This is a genomic window from Variovorax rhizosphaerae, assembly GCF_037889975.1.
Lineage (GTDB): Bacteria > Pseudomonadota > Gammaproteobacteria > Burkholderiales > Burkholderiaceae_C > Variovorax > Variovorax rhizosphaerae.
The window spans coordinates 55,026-71,570 of record NZ_JBBKZT010000006.1 but is presented as its reverse complement, the minus strand read 5'-3'; the positions used below and the strand labels follow the sequence as shown (position 1 = coordinate 71,570).

Annotated in this window: 14 protein-coding genes; 6 read left to right on the top strand and 8 right to left on the bottom strand. The window is 65.5% G+C overall.

Going from position 1 to position 16,545, the window contains the following annotated elements; all coding sequences use genetic code 11:
* Nucleotides 1-256: 256 nt before the first annotated feature.
* From WKW82_RS13980 to WKW82_RS13945, 8 genes are all read right to left on the bottom strand, one after another.
* Nucleotides 257-871, bottom strand: a complete 615-nt coding sequence (locus WKW82_RS13980) for a hypothetical protein (RefSeq protein WP_340342904.1) — start codon at nucleotides 869-871, stop codon at nucleotides 257-259.
* 544 nt (nucleotides 872-1,415) lie between these two features.
* Nucleotides 1,416-2,408: an SMP-30/gluconolactonase/LRE family protein gene (locus WKW82_RS13975; protein ID WP_340342903.1), complete on the bottom strand. Its 993-nt coding sequence runs from the start codon at nucleotides 2,406-2,408 to the stop codon at nucleotides 1,416-1,418.
* A 17-nt stretch (nucleotides 2,409-2,425) separates the two neighbouring features.
* On the bottom strand, nucleotides 2,426-3,370 hold the full coding sequence (locus WKW82_RS13970; RefSeq protein WP_340342902.1) for an aldose 1-epimerase: 945 nt from the start codon (nucleotides 3,368-3,370) through the stop codon (nucleotides 2,426-2,428).
* On the bottom strand, nucleotides 3,367-4,182 hold the full coding sequence (locus WKW82_RS13965; RefSeq protein WP_340342901.1) for an NAD-dependent epimerase/dehydratase family protein: 816 nt from the start codon (nucleotides 4,180-4,182) through the stop codon (nucleotides 3,367-3,369). Before WKW82_RS13965 ends, WKW82_RS13970 begins: the two co-directional genes overlap by 4 nt.
* 8 nt (nucleotides 4,183-4,190) lie before the next feature.
* Complete coding sequence (locus tag WKW82_RS13960) at nucleotides 4,191-5,030, bottom strand: ABC transporter permease (RefSeq protein WP_340342900.1); 840 nt, start codon at nucleotides 5,028-5,030, stop codon at nucleotides 4,191-4,193.
* A gap of 3 nt (nucleotides 5,031-5,033) precedes the next feature.
* Nucleotides 5,034-5,894: an ABC transporter permease gene (locus tag WKW82_RS13955; RefSeq protein ID WP_340342899.1), complete on the bottom strand. Its 861-nt coding sequence runs from the start codon at nucleotides 5,892-5,894 to the stop codon at nucleotides 5,034-5,036.
* Entirely contained in the window at nucleotides 5,891-6,949 is a 1,059-nt protein-coding gene (locus WKW82_RS13950) for an ABC transporter ATP-binding protein (protein ID WP_340342898.1), read from the bottom strand. The genes WKW82_RS13955 and WKW82_RS13950 overlap by 4 nt, the downstream gene beginning before the upstream one ends.
* Nucleotides 6,949-8,154, bottom strand: a complete 1,206-nt coding sequence (locus tag WKW82_RS13945; protein ID WP_340342897.1) for an ABC transporter substrate-binding protein — start codon at nucleotides 8,152-8,154, stop codon at nucleotides 6,949-6,951. The genes WKW82_RS13950 and WKW82_RS13945 overlap by 1 nt, the downstream gene beginning before the upstream one ends.
* 138 nt (nucleotides 8,155-8,292) lie before the next feature.
* Between WKW82_RS13945 and WKW82_RS13940 the strand changes: the two genes are divergently transcribed.
* From WKW82_RS13940 to WKW82_RS13915, 6 genes are all read left to right on the top strand, one after another.
* A complete protein-coding gene (locus tag WKW82_RS13940; RefSeq protein WP_340342896.1) occupies nucleotides 8,293-9,216 on the top strand; it encodes a LysR substrate-binding domain-containing protein in 924 nt (307 codons plus the stop codon).
* 97 nt (nucleotides 9,217-9,313) lie between these two features.
* On the top strand, nucleotides 9,314-10,402 hold the full coding sequence (locus WKW82_RS13935) for a mannonate dehydratase (protein WP_340342895.1): 1,089 nt from the start codon (nucleotides 9,314-9,316) through the stop codon (nucleotides 10,400-10,402).
* Nucleotides 10,403-10,416: 14 nt separating this feature from the next.
* Nucleotides 10,417-12,147, top strand: a complete 1,731-nt coding sequence (araD, locus tag WKW82_RS13930; RefSeq protein ID WP_340342894.1) for an L-arabinonate dehydratase — start codon at nucleotides 10,417-10,419, stop codon at nucleotides 12,145-12,147.
* A gap of 678 nt (nucleotides 12,148-12,825) precedes the next feature.
* A complete protein-coding gene (locus WKW82_RS13925; protein ID WP_340342893.1) occupies nucleotides 12,826-14,457 on the top strand; it encodes an acetolactate synthase large subunit in 1,632 nt (543 codons plus the stop codon).
* A 16-nt stretch (nucleotides 14,458-14,473) separates the two neighbouring features.
* Nucleotides 14,474-15,604 (top strand): zinc-dependent alcohol dehydrogenase family protein, encoded by a 1,131-nt coding sequence (locus WKW82_RS13920; protein WP_340342892.1) that lies wholly within the window; start codon nucleotides 14,474-14,476, stop codon nucleotides 15,602-15,604.
* A complete protein-coding gene (locus WKW82_RS13915; RefSeq protein ID WP_340342891.1) occupies nucleotides 15,604-16,536 on the top strand; it encodes a poly(R)-hydroxyalkanoic acid synthase subunit PhaE in 933 nt (310 codons plus the stop codon). The genes WKW82_RS13920 and WKW82_RS13915 overlap by 1 nt, the downstream gene beginning before the upstream one ends.
* Nucleotides 16,537-16,545 lie beyond the last annotated feature (9 nt).

The following is a 16,545-nucleotide window of genomic DNA, read 5'->3' as shown; positions in this document are numbered from 1 at the left end:
ACTGGGGACTGTGAGGCCGCCGCTCGCGCCAGCGCGATCGGATGGTTCGATGACTCGCGGCGAATCCCGCGCAAAGCCACCGCAATTGCCAGTCGCGCTACATCGCATGCCGGTCTGCTGGTCGATCAAGCCGCGGATGACGGCCGACCTCATCACAGACGCATCGACGATTTCGTTAGCGAGATGAAAAAGCATGCCGCACGCGTCAAACGGTCTGGCGCGACACCGCAGTGGCACGCGCGACGGCCTCGCTTGCTCAGCAATTGAATGGCGCGAGGACGACGAAAAGCTCGCGGTGAAAGCGAAGCGCCGGAAACCGTGCGGGCAAGCCGTTGATCGTGAGATCAGGCAGCGTGACTGACACTTCGGGAGCGCCTTCCGTGTCCAGGCGCGCGGCCATCCAGTAATGCTTGTTCCACACCTGCCGGCCGATGACGGTGCTGCCGCCGACCAGCGGCGTGCGCACGGGCACCATGTACTTCGCCAGCGCCGGCGACCCACTGAAGCTGTTGATGCCGGGGGTGTCCACCAGGCTGATGTTCGGGTAGCGCGCTTCCAGCGGCGGCCGTCCGTTTCCGCGAACGATCGTGACGGTTGCGTCGTCGAGTTGCACGGTCATGCCTGGCGGAACATCGAGCCGGACTTCGAGGTATCCGTTCGAGAAGGCCTGGACAAGCTTGACCTGTGCCTGCAGGCCCTGCAGATCCACTTCGATGCCTTCCGGCACGCTCTTGTTGATCGAACAGGACGAATGGATCGTCTTCCCTTGCGCCGCGTCAGCCACGTAAAGCGAAACTGGAATCGGCGCACATGCGATGCAAAGGATGCCAGGCAACAGCAAGGCGCCAAGTCGAAGCTTTCGCAGGTTCATGGGTCGATGCGGCAGTTGCGATGCGTGCAGGTTGGACCTCGGCACGCCGTTTTTCCAGCGCTTTGACCTGCGGCATCGCATCGAGATCGCATCGGTATCAGGACCCGGTACCCGCTTTCAGGTTCGGGCAAGCTTCGACTGCTCGACGACGGTGTCCGCTCGCGCGCGGGTGAAGGGGGTGAAGTAACCCTCTGCAAAGGTTTCGCATTCGACCGAGGTGCTCATTCTCCGGGCATCCTGTCGAGCACAAGGCGCGGTGCGGCTCCGCCACATCGACCTGCCAGTTATCCACAGAGTCATGCACCGGCTGCGGGGACAACAGCGTGTTGACTTTTCTGGAATGGTGCACCGCACAAATCGCCTTTTCATTGGCGACGCGCTCCTTTGGTGCCGATTCGGACTGGCAGATGGGTGATGCATGCACGAGAGAGGTGCGCCATTTGTCCACAAGACGTCAAAGCGTGTCTTCGGAGGAATGTGAGGCTGCGAGCGAACAGCACGAGAACGGCTGGCGCCTTGTCGCGGGCGCGGGCGTCGTCGGCTGCTATCGCCGTTCCGCACCACAAGTATTGACGTAGAGCGCGTAGATCGAATGGCTGCTTGCCATGAAGAGCCGGTTGTTGTCAGCGCCGCCAAAGCAAAGGTTCGCGCAACGCTCCGGCAGGCGGATATGGCCGATGGCGCGACCTTCGGGATTGAAGACCATGACGCCGTCCAATGCGCTGGCATCCGCGTCTGCCGAGCCATCGCTGCCCCAGCCGGCCCAGATGTTCCCGTCCACGTCGCACTTGATGCCGTCGAAGGCGCCTGGCCCCTGCGCATCGATGTGCAGCGTCTTGTTCGAGAGGGTTCCATCGTTGCCGACTGCGTAGGCCCAGACGCGCCGGCTCGGCTCGGCGCGACTCTCGACCACGTACAGCGTTCGTTCGTCGGGCGAGAAGCACAAGCCGTTGGGACCGGCAAGGTCATCGATGACCTGGCTCAACTGGCCGCTCTCCGGGTCGATCCGATAGACCGCGTGCGGCAGTTCCTGTGCGGCGATGCGGCCTTCGTAGTTGTTGGCCAGCTGGAACGGCGGGTCGCTGAACCAGATCGCGCCGTTCGACTGGCACACGATGTCGTTGGGCGAGTTCAGGCGCTTGCCCTCGAAGCGATCGGCCAGCGTGGTGATGCGTCCATCGTGCTCGGTGCGGCTGATGCGACGTGTGACGGCCGCTTCGCAGGTGACCAAGCGACCTTGCAAGTCTCGCGTGTGACCGTTCGCATGGTTCGATGACTCGCGGTACACGGACGCCACGCCGGTGACCTCGTCCCATCGGATGATGCGATTGCTGGCCACGTCACTCGCGAGCAGGTAGCGGGCGTCGCCGAACCACACCGGACCTTCCATCCAGCGGAATCCTGTCGCCAGGCGCTCGACGCTGGCGGCGAACAGGCGGTACTTCGCGAAGGAGGGATCGAGGATCACGACCGCCGGGTCTGGATAGCGCAATGTAGGGGCCCAGCCGGTGCGTGTTTCCATCGGGAGATCGTTCATGGTGGGTGTCTTCATGATCATTCGAGCCTGAACTCGACCGCGCCGCTGAGCCGTTGACCGGGTGCCAGGAGCCGCGTGCCGGTATCGGCGACGCCGTCGGCTGCGAGGTTGAAGGCGTTGGCGGTATGGCTGACGGGTTCGATGCAGATGTAGGGCGCGTTGGGCGGGCGGTGCAGGACGAGATGGTCCAGTTCGGGGGAGGCAACGATGCGCAGGGAGGGGCGCGATTTGTCGCCACCGCTCCCAAGCCGCAAGCCGCCTTCCCACTCGCTGTAGCAGTGCGTGAACGCTTCGAGGCCGACGGAGCGGTCGGCGCTGAAATCATCCGGCGCGTCGACAGCGGCGGGGCGCAGACTGAGGAAGTCCTGCGTCATCACCCAGCATTTGTGCGCGGTGAATTGCAGGCGTGAAGACGGATGACAGTGGATGTACGGGTGCAGGCCGATGCCAGCCGGCATGGGCTTCACGTCCGCGTTGCTGACAGAGATTTCAACGCGCAGTGATGCGGGACGGAGGGCCATGGCCAGTTGGGCGCTGTAGTGCCAGGGCCAATGCGCGTCCGAGTGCTTGTCGAGGTGAAGGGTGATGTGCGCATCGTCGCGGTGGACGACCTGCCATTGGCTTTGGTGCGCGGTGCCGTGCAAGGTGTGCGGCACGGCATCCGGATGCGGGCACAGTGCGATCCGCTCGCCGGCATGCCGCAGTTGCGCATTCGCGATCCGGCCCCAGTAGGGAACCAGCGGGTACATGCCGCCCTTGGCCCAACGCAGGAGTTCGCTGTGCTCCTCCGGATAGGGGTGGAGCACGTCGAACACCTGGCCGTCTGCATCCGACAGTCGGCATTGCGTGATGCGTCCGCCGACGGCAGGCGCAACGCGAACGAAGGCGGCACCTTGGCGCAACTCGATGATCTCGCTCATTTCGTCCTCGACGCCGGCAGCACCGATGCTGATCTCGCTCATTTCGTCCCCGACACCTGCAGCACCGATGCCAACGACGCAGCCGCATATGCCCCGCCGACATGGTCGCGCCCCGAGGTCTCCGGGTCCATGGCATCGTGATCCAGATAGCCCGGTGCCAGGAAGTCCGCTGCGCTGTCCTGCGGCCGGTAGCCGAGTTCCCGCGCACGATGGTTGGCGAAGAAGGGCCGTGGACTGTCGGAGACCCCGTACACGATCTCGTTGCCCACCTCCGGATGTTCCAGCCCGATGCGGATCAGTTGCGCCAGGTCGCGGATGCTGACCCAGATCCGCAGGCGCCGTGCATCGCCGACTTGCGCATCCGCATTGCCGATGCGAATGACGAAGGCCGCCGGTCCGCCGCGGAGCGCATAGCTGGCACAGGCGGATTCGCCGAACACCTTGCTCATGCCGTAGTAGCTGTCGGGCGCCGGCGGCAGTGCGTCGAAGAACTCGGTGGCGTCCGCGCGGTACTGCCCGAGCACGTGGTGGCTGCTGGCGAAGACAAAGCGCTGCACGCCATGGCGATCCGATGCTTCGAGCAACTGGAGCGTGGCCTGGTAGTTGGGCCCGAGCGTCGATTCGAAGCGTGCCGCCGGCCCGTGGACGCAGGCCAGGTGCAGCACCGCATCGACGCCCGCGACAGCCTTTTGCACGAAGGCCGGGTCGCACAGGTTGCCGTCCAACGTTTCCTCGCCTTCCTGTGGGGCGATGGCGTGCAAGTCGACGAGGCGCAGCCGGTAGTGCGCGCGCAGCAAGGGTCGCAACGCAGTGCCGACCAGCCCGGCCGCACCGGTGATGAGAAGAAGCTTCATGGTGTCGCTCATGATGATTTCTGGACCCGGACCTTGCCCACCATCTGCGTCGGATCGATGAAGCGGAAGGCGATGAGCACCCACACCAGCGTGGTCAGCATGTAGATCACGGCCATCGCGTCGATGGATTGCGCCGAGCGGATGCCCGCCGCGAACACGGCGTAGTAGAGCGCCACCACCAGCGTCTGGCTGTCCGCGCCTGCCGTGAGGAAGGTGAGCTCGAACATCGAGATGGTGCGCACCAGCACCAGCAGCGAGGCGGCCATGATCCCGGGCAGCAGCAGCGGCATCAGGATGCGGCGAAAGATGGTCAGCGTGCCGGCGCCGAAGACCCGCGCGGCCACTTCCACCCGCGTGTCGATCTGCTCGATGAAGGGCGTCATCACCATCACCACGAAGGGGGCGCAGGGCACGAGGTTCGCGAGGATCACGCCCCACAGCGAGCCGCCCAGGTTGACCTGGTAGAGCACCGTGGCCAGCGGGATGCCGTAGGTCATCGGCGGCACCAGCAGGGGCAGCAGGAAGAGCAGCGTGACGAGTCGCTTGCCGGGGAACTCGACCCGTGCCAGCACGTAGGCCGCGGGCACGCCGATCAGCACCGACAGCAGCACCACAGCGCCGACCGCCAGCGCGGTGGTCCACAGCACGTCGCCGAGCTGGAACTCCTTCCATGCGCGGCTGTACCAGCTGGTCGTGAAGGATTCCGGCAGCCAGCCGGTGAACCACTGCGTGCCGAAGGAGTTGACCGCCACCACCGCGACGATGGCCGCGACGTTGAGGATGATGAAAGCCATCAGTACACCGAAGGCGATGCGGAAGGCGCTCTGGCCGAGATCAGTCTTGTGCATGGTTCAACCCTTTCCGCCGCTGGCCGGACCGCAATAGGCCGCACGGCGGATCGCCAATGCGAGCAGCACGACGACCAGTTGCACCGCGCCCATGATGAGTGCGATGGACGAGGCCATCGAGTAGTTGAAGTCTTCATAAGCGGCCTCGTAGGCGGCCAGCGAGATAACCCGCGTGGAGCCCGCCGGAGACCCCAGCAGCACCGCCGAAGGAAACACCGCGAAGGCCTGCACGAAGACCAGGCAGAAGGTGGTGACCAGGCCCGGCACCAGCAGCGGCAGGTAGACCCGCTTGAATTGCGCCGAGGGCGATGCACCCAGCGTGGCCGCGGCCCGACCCAGCGAGGGATCGATGCCCGTCACATAGGACAGCAACATCAGGAACGCGAATGGGAAGCCCGTGATCACCAGCGACAAGATCACCGCCAGCGGCCCGTGCAACAGTTGCAAGGGTTGCGAGATCAACCCGAAGCCGAGCAGCGTGCGGTTGAACCACCCGTTGGGCGACAGGTAGGTGAGCATGCCTTGCGCGACCAGCACGGTGCCCAGCGTCATCGGGATCACCAGTGCTGCCGCGATCAGTCGCTGCTTGGTGCTCGGCACGCGCAGCAGATAGGCCATCGGCAGTGCGATCAGCAGGTTGAAGATCGTGACTGGCAGCGAGATGAGCAGCGTCGTGCCGATGGTCTGGTACAGCCGCGGCTCCGAGAAGAAGCGCGCATAGTTCGCTGCCCATCCCCCCTCGGCCGGTTTGAGCGACAGGATCACGCCGTAGCCAAAGGGATAGATGAACAGCAGCAGCACCGCCAGCAGCGCGGGGATCAGCAGCAGCACGCGCAGGTCGCGCCCGGCGACGGCGCCGTTCATCCGGCCTCCGGCACGTAGGCGTCGGCGAACAGGCGGATGCGGTCGGGCGCCACGCGGAACTGCACGCGCTCGCCCATCGTCACGCGCTCATGCGTTTCCATCGTGACGTGCGTGCCATCGGCCGTGCGCAAATCGACCAGCCAGAGCTGGCCGCAGTACTCGACCTGGGCGACCTCGGCGGGGATGCCGTCGTTCGAGAGCTTCACATCGTCCGGACGGAAGGCAAGCGACGAAGCCATGCCCCCGGGGGGCATCGCCAATCCATCGAAACGCATCGCGCCGATGCCTTCGCCCACCAGCGCGGCGCGACCCTCCATCCGCACGGGGAAAGCATTGCGATAGCCCATGAAGCGCGCCACATAGAGGTTGTCGGGCGCGTTGTAGAGCGTCTCCGGCGTGCCCTGCTGCTGGATGCGACCGTCGCGCATCACGACGATGCGGTCCGACAGCGACAGCGCCTCGTCCTGGTCATGCGTGACGTAGATGGTGGTCAGGCCCAGCGCGTGATGCAGCCGCTTGATTTCGTGGCGCAGTTCCAGCCGCAGCTTGGCATCGAGGTTGGAGAGAGGCTCATCCATCAGCACCAGCGGCGGCTCGATCGCGACCGCGCGGGCGATGGCCACGCGTTGCTGCTGGCCGCCGGAGAGTTGGCCCGGCAGCTTGTCGATCTGGTTGGCAAGCCGCACCGTGGCCAGCGCGCGTTCGACGCGCTGGTCCACCTCGGCCTTGGGCACCTTGCGCATCTCCAGGCCGAAGGCGACGTTGCGCCGCACGCTCAGGTGCGGGAAGAGGGCGTAGTTCTGGAACACCATGCCGAAGCCGCGCCGCTCCGGCGGCAGCACGTCGATGCGCTTGTCGTCCAGCGTGATGGAACCCGACGAGATCTGAAGCAACCCCGACAGGCAGTTGAGGGCCGTCGACTTGCCGCAGCCCGAGGGCCCTAGCAAGGAGACGAACTCGCCCGCCTTGATCGTCAGCGAGAAATCATCGAGCGCCTTGAAGCCGCCGAAGCGGAGCGCCACGCGGTCGAGTTGCAGGGACTGAAAGGTGGCCATCAGGTCTTCACCTTCTGGCCGCCGATCTGCTCGTCCCAGGCGCGGAACATCGCGATCAGGGGCTTGGGCTCCAGCGGCGCCTTGACCGGGGTCGAGGCCAGCAGCGGCTCGTAGTACGACAGGCGGCCGAATTCATTGAGTACCTTCTGGCTTTCCGCAGGGGCCTGCGACAAGGTGATGCCCTTGCGCGCCGGGCCGGGGTACAGGTAGCCATCGGCGTAGACCATGGCCTGCTGCGTGGGTTGCAGCATGAACTTGAGCACGTCGAGCGCGGCGGCCAGGCGGTCCTCCGGCAGGCCCTTGGGAATGGCGACGAACTGGCCGTCGGCCACGAAGACGGGTTTGTCGAAGGCGGTCACCGCCGTGTCCTTGGGCACGATGCCCTGCACGCGCGGGTAGATGTCCCAGCCCATCGTCGAGATGATCAGGTCGCGCGAGCCCTGCGCGAGTTCACGCATGGTCGGCGTGGTGCCCGAGGGGTAGTACTCGACGTTCTTGTTCAGCTCCTTCAGATAGGCCCAGGTCTTGTCCCAGCCCTTGACCGGATCGAGCGGATCCTTGTCGCCGAGCATGTAGGGCAGCGCCATCACGAAGGTCCGGCCCGGGCCCGAATTCGCCGGGCGCGCATGGAAGAACTTGTTGGGGTTGGCCTTGGTCCAGGCCAGCAGGTCGTCCAAGGTCTTCGGTGGCTTGGCGACGCGCGAAGGTGCGAATTCGAGGATCGGCCCCTGCGGCGAATAGGCGATCAGCATGCCGTTGCCGCCGGCCTGCTTCTGGATCGCGGCAGCGCCGCCGTCGTAGAGGTCCGCGGGGTTGCCGATCTGCGCGTAGTAGGGCGACAGGTCCTGCCACACGCCTTGCTCGATGCCCGCTGCGATGCCGTCCAGCCCCGTCAGCACCATGTGCAGCTCGACCCGATTGGCCGCCTGCATCGCGCGGATCTTCCCGGCCAGTTCCGGCGCGGGTGAGCGGGTGAAGGTGAAACGCGAGACGCGCTCCTTGTTTGCAGCGCCGTAGGCATCGAAGACCTTCTGGGTCAGCGCCAGGTTGCCGGCCACGTCGATGACGCCGAGCGGCACCGGGGACGATCCGAACTTCGGCAGGCCCTGTGCCCAACTGGCGGGCAGGACGGCGGTGGCGGCAGCGCCGAGGGTTGTGCGCAACAAGGCACGTCGCGAGAAAGCGGGGTGGCCCGGGATGTTCATGGTTGTCTCCTGCTCGAAGGCGTTTGTGAGTGCTGTGGTGCGGGAAGCATCGACAGGGGCGCAGTTTCAAGCGGCTACTTCTGACTGTCTATTTCTTAATATGCAGCACGCGATACCTAAAAGTTAAGATGTAGCGCCATGGACCTGCGCCAACTGAACTACTTCATCGCGGTGGCCGAAGAGAAGCACATCGGTCGTGCCGCCGAGCGGCTGCACGTTTCGCAACCGCCGCTGACACGGCACATCCAGGCGCTCGAAGCGGAACTCGGCGCCACGCTGTTCCGGCGAACGCCGCGGGGCATGCTGCCGACGCAGGCCGGACAGATCCTGTTGAAGGAAGCGCTCGGCGTGCGCGCCTCCCTCGCGCAGGCGGCGGAGCGCGTCAGGCAGGCGGCCCAAGGCCGGGCCGGGCGGATCGGCGTGGGCATCTACGGGTCTTCCGTCTTCGGGGTCATCGCGGAACTGCTGGCGCAATTCACCTCGACTCATCCGGAGGTCGAGGTCGTGCTGAACCATGCGCAGACGGCGGACCAGGTCGCGGCGCTGCGCCAGGGGCGCGTGCAGATCGTGTTCGAGCGCTGGCTTCCCGACGAGCCCGACATCGTGAGCGCGCCCCTCACGCGCGAGCCGCTGTTCCTTGCCCTCAGCGAACGCCATCCGCTGGCGCGGCGGGAAGTCGTCGACATCGAGGCGCTGCAGGGCGAGACCCTGATCACCGGCGCCGCACCCAACCTCATCGCGGGCGCGCTTTCGATCTGCCGAAGCCATGGCTTCGAGCCCCGCTTTGCGCCGCCGGTCCACGATGTGGTGACGGCCACGCTGTCGGTGGTCACCGGGCGCGTGCTCTCGCTGGTGCCGGAGTCGATGCTGAACGTGCGCTTTCCGGGCATCACCTACCGCCCGTTGACAAGCCGCGTCGACGCCTCGATGGAGGTGCACCACTACCGGCTCAAGGACGAATCGTCGCCCTTGCTGGATGCGTTGCTGGAAACCATCGAGGGGTTTGTCCGGGCGAGGAACGGCGCGCCTGCTGCGCCTGTTCGTCCCACAACTTGGGATTGAGCTGGCAGTTCGCCGGCCTTGCACGTGCCTTGGATGTTTCCGATGAACACGTGTCCATCCAGAATTGGCCCATTCATTCCAAAGAGGCACGAACCCCATGTACATCAGCGAACAACTCCTCAACCCCGACGAACGCCGCTTGCGCCTGTCAACCCAGCTCGGCGTGCAGAACGTCGTGCTCGACAACCGCGGCACGGAACTGGTCTCAGCCACCGGCGGTGTCAGCGAGTGGGACGCCGGCAAGCTGCGTGACTACCGTCGGTGGGTCGAGGGCTTCGGCCTCAAGCTCGACGTGTTCGCACTCGACGTCGGCTCGATCCTGCTCGATTCGCTGACCGACATCGAAGGCGCGAAGAAGCAGCGCGTGACGCTCGCCCGGAACATCCAGAAGGCGGCCGACGCCGGCATCACCTGCCTCAAGTACAACGTGCAGATGGTCGGCATCACGCGCACGGGCCTCAAGCCGGGCCGCGGCGGGGCGCAGAACTCGGGCTTCGTCTACGCGGAGTACTCGGCTGCGGATGACCAGAAGCATTCGTACTGGGGCGTGGGCTATCCGAGCAACCAGGAAGAGGGCGGCTCCGCCTCGGCGATGCTGTGCGGCCAGAAGATGGCGCGCGAGGTGCCGCCGGTGACCGAGCAGGCCGGGTGGGACGCGATCGAGTTCCTGGTCGAGGGCCTGGTCCCCGCTGCCGACAAGGCCGGCGTGCGCCTGGCTTGCCATCCGCACGACCCGGCCTATCCGGTCGGCGGCCTCAACGGCATCGAACACGTGGTCGGTTCGGCCGATGGCATCCGCAAGTTCCTGGCGCTGTCGCCGAGCAAGAACCACGGCCTGAACTTCTGCCAGGGCACGGTGGCCGAGATGTTCAGGGAGCCGGGCAAGGCCATGATCCCGGTGATCGAGGAGTTCGCCTCGACCGGCCGCATCTTCATGGTCCACTTCCGCAACATCCGCGGCGGGTACCTCGACTTCCAGGAGGTGTTCCCGGACGAGGGTGACGTCGACATGTTCGAGGCCATCAAGGCCTACCAGCGTGGCGGATACAGCGGCCCGCTCTGCCCGGACCATGTGCCGGTCTCGGAGGTCGACGAAGGGCGCGAGCGCTTCATGTCCTTCGCGCTGGGCTACACGCGCGGCTTGCTGCAGGCGGCCGGCGTGTGGTCGACAGCACCCAGGAACTGACGTACACCCTGCCCATGCCCGAACTCCAGAAACTGCGCAGCCAACGCTGGCTCGCCAACAACGACTTCCGCACCTTCAACCATCGCAGCCGCATCATGCAGATGGGCTACGACCGCAAGGAGTGGGAGGGCAAGCCGCTGGTCGCGATCATGAACAGCTGGTCGGACTACAACCCCTGCCACATGCACTTCCGCCAACGCGTGGACGACGTCAAGCGCGGCGTGCTGCAGGCGGGCGGCTTCCCGCTGGAGATGCCGACGATCTCGCTGAACGACTCGATCGTGAAGCCCTCCGCCCTGCTCTATCGCAACCTGATGGCGATGGAAGTGGAGGAGATGATCCGCTGCTATCCGGTCGATGCCGTGGTGCTGATGGGCGGCTGCGACAAGACCGGCCCCGCCATGCTGCTGGGCGCCACCAGTGCCGACGTGCCTGCGATCTTCCTGCCCGCCGGCCCGATGCTGCGCGGCAATTCGCGCGGCAAGACGCTGGGCTCCGGCTCCGACGCCTTCAAGTTCTGGGACGACCGTCGCGCCGGCCTCATCACCGAGCCCGAATGGGACAGCATCATCAGCGGCATCGCGCGCAGCCCCGGCACCTGCATGACGATGGGCACGGCCAGCACCATGACCGCGATCGCCGAGGCACTGGGCATGGCCTTGCCGGGATCGTCGAGCGTGCCGGCGGTCGAGGCCGGCCACCAGCGCATGTCGGCAAACGCGGGCCGCCGCATCGTCGAGATGGTGCATGAAGACCTGCGGCCCTCGCGCATCCAGAGCCGCAATGCCTTCCTCAACGCGATCACGGTGGCGATGGCGATGGGCTGCTCGACCAACGCGATCATCCACGTCATCGCGATGGCGCGTCGTGCCAAGGCCGACATCAGCCTGGACGACTTCGACGCGATCAGCCGCAAGGTGCCGGTGATCGCCAACGTGCGGCCCAGCGGCACCAGCCAGTACCTGATGGAAGACTTCTACTACGCCGGCGGCCTGCCAGCGCTCATGAAGCGCATCGACGTGCACCTGCACCTGGACGAACCCACCGTCACCGGCAAGACCGTGGGCGAGAACATCGAAGGCGCGCAGGTCTACAACGACGACGTGATCCGCACACTCGACAACCCGGTCTACACCGAGGGCGCACTGGCGCATCTCAAGGGCAACCTCGCGCCGAACGGCTGCGTGATCAAGCCGAGCGCGATGAGCGAGAAGTTCCTGAAGCACAGCGGACCGGCGATGGTGTTCGACGACTACCCCACGCTCAAGAAGATGCTCGACGACGAAGACGCCGACATCACCGAGGACCATGTCATCGTCCTGCGCAACGCCGGCCCCAAGGGCGGCCCCGGCATGCCTGAATGGGGCATGGTGCCGATCCCGGTGAAGCTGCTCAAGCTGGGCGTGCGCGACATGCTGCGCGTGAGCGATGCGCGCATGAGCGGCACCAGCTACGGCGCCTGCGCGCTGCACGTCGCACCGGAGGCGTACATCGGTGGCAACCTGGCGCTGGTGCGGACCGGCGACATCATCTGCATCGACGTGCCGAACCGCCGGCTCGACATGCAGGTCAGCGACGAGGAACTGGCGCGCCGCCGCGCCGAATGGACGCCGCCACCGCCGCGCTTCGGCCGCGGCTACGGGTGGATGTTCACCGAGCACATCCTGCAAGCCGACCAGGGCTGCGACATGGACTTCCTGCAAACGCAGTTCGGGGAGTCGGCGGGTGAGCCCGACATCTTCTGATGCGACTTTGCAATCAGGCATGGAAAAAGGCGGAGCGCCGCAGACATTGCTGAAGCACGGCAAGCCGATCCAACGCGCGGTGATGCGTTGGATTGCGACGTCGCAGGAGTTCCCGCGGGGATCAAGTCGACATGGCAATGCCGCGTCGACTTGCGTGCGTCTGCGCTGTTCCGTGCCATGGACCGAGATTGCGGTTGACAGCCCTTCCATCGCGCCTTGCGGCCCAAGGGATGGGACAAGACGACAGGTCGGCCGCGCGCACGACGCGCATGACAAGCGCTGCCGTCATCCAATCGAGGCTCGTTGATTGCGGGCAGAACCAGGAAAGCAGCAGACACCCCGATATGCCGGAGGAGGAGATCGCAGGAACGGATCTTGCTGCACTGCAGCATTCGCAATCCGCGAACGCTCGCTTGGCGATTGTTCAATTTTCAAGCGCGTGTTGCATCCATAGCATTGGCTCCGCCTGACCGAAGAGTCGCGCGAGTCGCCGTGCTCAAAAACATCAAGAGACAAATGCCGCATCCCCTTACGTCGCCATTGATTTCTTTCGCCCAAGCGAGCGCGGATATCTGGCGCGACCCGATCACACTCACCCCGCTGCAACTTCGCGAGACTGCTTTCAGTCTCCGCAGTCCCGGTGACGCCCCCATTCCAAAACTGCACCAAGGATCGACCATGAAAGCTGCCGAGTTGTTTGTCAAATGCCTGGAGAACGAGAACGTCGAATACATCTTCGGCATACCGGGTGAAGAGAACATCGACGTGATGGATGCGCTGCTCGACAGCCCCATCAAGTTCGTCACCACCCACCACGAGCAAGGCGCCGCCTTCATGGCCGACGTCTACGGCCGCCTGACGGGCCGTGCCGGCGTGTGCATGTCCACGCTGGGTCCGGGCGCCACCAACCTGATCACCGGCGTGGCCGATGCCAACATGGACCGCGCGCCGATCGTGGCCATCGCGGGGCAGGGCGCCACGACTCGGCTGCACAAGGAAAGCCACCAGATCCTCGACCTGGTGAGCATGTTCCAGCCGATCACCAAGTACTCGACGCAGATCCTGGAGCCGGGCATCGTGCCGGAGATCGTGCGCAAGGCCTTCAAGGTGGCACAGACGGAAAAGCCCGGCGCTACCTTCATCGACTTCCCCGAGAACGTCGCCGAGATGACGACCGACAAGCAGCCGATCAAGGTGCAGACCGCCTACACGTCCGAGGCGCCCGCGCACAAGATCGAGGAAGCCGCGAAGCTCATCAACGCCGCCAAGGCGCCAGTGATCCTGGCCGGCAATGGCGTGATCCGCCAAGGTGCTGCCGATGCGCTGACCACCTTTGCCGAGGTGCTGCGCATCCCCGTGGCCAACACCTTCATGGCCAAGGGCGTGGTGCCCTTCACCAACGAACTGTCGCTCGGCACCATCGGCATGAAGGCGCGCGACCTGCAATGGTTCGCTTTCGAGAAAGCCGACGTGGTCATCTGCGTGGGCTACGACATGGTCGAGTACCACCCCGACATGTGGAACCCCGACGGCGACAAGATCATCATCCACATCGATGCGCTGCCGGCCGAGGTGGACGAGCGCTACATCGTCGCCGTTGGCGTCCTCGGCGACCTGACCAACTCGCTTCGTGCCGTTGCACTGAGCGCCAAGCCGCAGACGGCCTCACCGTTCAAGGCGATCCGCAAGGCCGTGGTGGCCGATCGCGCCGAGTACTCGCAGGACACGGCCTTCCCGATCAAGCCGCAGAAGATCGTGTGGGACCTGCGCGAGGTGCTGGGCCCGGACGACATCGCCATCTCCGACGTGGGTGCGCACAAGATGTGGATGTCCAGGATGTACAAGGCCGAGCGGCCGAACACCTGCATCATCTCCAACGGCTTCGCGGCGATGGGCATTGCGGTGCCCGGCGCCATTGCCGCCAAGCTGGCCTACCCGGATCGCAAGGTGGTCGCGGTAACGGGGGACGCGGGCTTCATGATGAACTCGCAGGAGATCGAGACGGCGCTGCGCATGAAGACGCCCTTCGTCATCCTGATCTGGAACGACTCGGAGTACGGCCTCATCACCTGGCATCAGTTGCGCCACTTCGGCCGGCCCAGCCACATCGCGTTCAAGAACCCCGACTTCGTGAAGTACGCCGAGAGCTTCGGCGCGAAGGGCTACCGCGTCGAGCGTGCGGAAGACCTGCTGCCGACGCTGAAGCAGGCCATCGCGGACGACACCGTCGTGATCATCGATTGCCCGGTGGACTATGCGGAGAACATGAAGCTCACCGCCAAGCTCAAAGAGATGAAGTCGCCGCTTTGAACAGGAGTGCATGCACATGAAAAAAATCAGAGCCGCCGTTCTTGAAAAGATGGGCGTGGCGCCCCCGTATGCGACTTCGAAGCCGCTCACGATCATGGAGGTCGACCTGGCCTCGCCGGGACCCGATGAAGTGATGATCAAGATCGTGGCCGCCGGGCTGTGCCATTCCGATCTGTCCGTCATCAACGGCGACCGTCCACGGCCCATGCCGATGGCGCTGGGGCATGAAGCCGCCGGCATCGTCGAGGAGGTGGGCGAGGGCGTGACGGACCTTGCCGTCGGTGACCACGTCGTCGTGGTGTTCGTGCCGAGTTGCGGGCATTGCGCGCCTTGTGCGGAAGGCCGGCCTGCGCTGTGCGAGCCGGGGGCTGCGGCCAATGGGGCGGGTACCTTGCTCTCGGGGGCGCGGCGCTTGAGCCATGGCGGGGAACCGCTGAACCACCAACTCGGCTGCTCGGTGTTCGCCGAGTACGCCACGGTGTCGCGGCGCTCGCTGGTCAAGATCGATCCGAGCGTGCCGTTGCATGAGGCAGCGCTGTTCGGTTGCGCGGTGCTCACCGGCGTGGGTGCGGTGGTCAACACGGCCAAGGTGCAGGTGGGCGCTTCGGTGGGGGTGATCGGGTTGGGGGGCGTGGGCTTGGCGGCACTCATTGGCGCGCACGCGGCCGGGGCGCGGCAGATCATCGCCATCGACCTTGCGGACGACAAGTTGGAGCAGGCGCGCGCACTCGGTGCGACGCACACAGTCAATGCCGGGCAAGCCGATGCGCTGGAGCAGATCCGCGCGCTGAGTTCCGGTGGCGTCGAGTTCGCCTTCGAATTCGCAGGCTCGGTGCGTGCCCTTGAACTGGCCTACAAGATCACTCGGCGCGGCGGCATGACGGTGACGGCCGGCCTGCCACCGGCTGCCGCGCTGTTCCCCGTTCCTGCGGTGAATCTCGTGGCCGAGGAGCGCACGCTCAAGGGCAGCTACATCGGCACCTGCGTGCCCTCGCGCGACATTCCGCGCTACATCGCGCTCTACCAGCAGGGCCGCCTGCCGGTGGACAAGCTGCTCACCGGCCGCCTGAAGCTCGACGACATCAACCACGGCTTCGACCTGCTGCACGAGGGCAAGGCGATCCGGCAGGTGGTGGAGTTCTCGTGATGAGCGGGTCGAGCGATGCCATCCCGTCGTGGATGACTACGTGGGCGGACAGCATGCCGTCGTTCATGAAGGCGATGATTCCCGCGACTGCCGACAAGCCCTCTGGCGAGACGGCCAAGTCGCCCATGGAAGCGCAGTTCGAGGCCCTGCATGCCACATGGAAGGAATCCATCGAGAAGTGGGCTGCGCTGGCCAAGGAGGGCTCGCGGCCCGATGCCTTGACGCCTGAGGCCCTGTTGGCGCTCTTTTCACCGGCGCGCTGGAGCGGGCCCGGTGCAGACGCCTTCGACACCGGCCTGCGCGCGGTGCTGGAAGGGCCGAAGTACGCCACGCTGTGGAACATGGACCGCGAACTGCTCCAGTTGCAGCAGCGTGCGGCCGAGCGCGACAAGGCGGTGCGGGCGTATCACGGCATCGAGCAGAAGGCGTGGAACAAGGCTTTCGAGCGGTTCACTGCATCCTTCATGGAGAAGGGCGAAACACCATCGACGTGGCGCGGCTTGACCGACCGCTGGCTTGCCATCGCCAACGACACGCTCATCGAGGCGCACCGCACGGACGAGTTCGTGCAAGCCCAGAGCCGCATGCTGCGCGCCGCGTCGGAATACCGCTTGCAAGAGCGCCATCTGGCCGAAGCATGGTGCATGGCAAGCCACATCCCAACTCGCACGGAGATGGACGAGATGCAGCGCGTGGTGACGGAACTGCGACGCGAACTGCGCCTTCAGCGGCGCCAGTTGGCCGCTCTGACGACGGCACCGACGCTCGCCACGAAGGCACCTGCGCGCGCCTCGAAGACGCCAGCGCTCGCCACGAAGAAGACCTCGGCGCCGCGCAAGTTGAGCAAACCAGAGCCCCAAGGTCGCACTGCCGCCGTCACCAACACTCGCCGCACTGCCGCCGCCAAGAAGCCGCGCCGCGCGCAAGCCTGAAGGCCCTCG

Bases quoted from the DNA above. Each gene is read 5' to 3' on its own strand.
- WKW82_RS13980 (WP_340342904.1), bottom strand. From the start codon at position 871: ATGAACCTGCGAAAGCTTCGACTTGGCGCCTTGCTGTTGCCTGGCATC.
- WKW82_RS13975 (WP_340342903.1), bottom strand. From the start codon at position 2,408: ATGAACGATCTCCCGATGGAAACACGCACCGGCTGGGCCCCTACATTG.
- WKW82_RS13970 (WP_340342902.1), bottom strand. From the start codon at position 3,370: ATGAGCGAGATCAGCATCGGTGCTGCCGGCGTCGAGGACGAAATGAGC.
- WKW82_RS13965 (WP_340342901.1), bottom strand. From the start codon at position 4,182: ATGAAGCTTCTTCTCATCACCGGTGCGGCCGGGCTGGTCGGCACTGCG.
- WKW82_RS13960 (WP_340342900.1), bottom strand. From the start codon at position 5,030: ATGCACAAGACTGATCTCGGCCAGAGCGCCTTCCGCATCGCCTTCGGT.
- WKW82_RS13955 (WP_340342899.1), bottom strand. From the start codon at position 5,894: ATGAACGGCGCCGTCGCCGGGCGCGACCTGCGCGTGCTGCTGCTGATC.
- WKW82_RS13950 (WP_340342898.1), bottom strand. From the start codon at position 6,949: ATGGCCACCTTTCAGTCCCTGCAACTCGACCGCGTGGCGCTCCGCTTC.
- WKW82_RS13945 (WP_340342897.1), bottom strand. From the start codon at position 8,154: ATGAACATCCCGGGCCACCCCGCTTTCTCGCGACGTGCCTTGTTGCGC.
- WKW82_RS13940 (WP_340342896.1), top strand. From the start codon at position 8,293: ATGGACCTGCGCCAACTGAACTACTTCATCGCGGTGGCCGAAGAGAAG.
- WKW82_RS13935 (WP_340342895.1), top strand. From the start codon at position 9,314: ATGTACATCAGCGAACAACTCCTCAACCCCGACGAACGCCGCTTGCGC.
- araD (WP_340342894.1), top strand. From the start codon at position 10,417: ATGCCCGAACTCCAGAAACTGCGCAGCCAACGCTGGCTCGCCAACAAC.
- WKW82_RS13925 (WP_340342893.1), top strand. From the start codon at position 12,826: ATGAAAGCTGCCGAGTTGTTTGTCAAATGCCTGGAGAACGAGAACGTC.
- WKW82_RS13920 (WP_340342892.1), top strand. From the start codon at position 14,474: ATGAAAAAAATCAGAGCCGCCGTTCTTGAAAAGATGGGCGTGGCGCCC.
- WKW82_RS13915 (WP_340342891.1), top strand. From the start codon at position 15,604: ATGAGCGGGTCGAGCGATGCCATCCCGTCGTGGATGACTACGTGGGCG.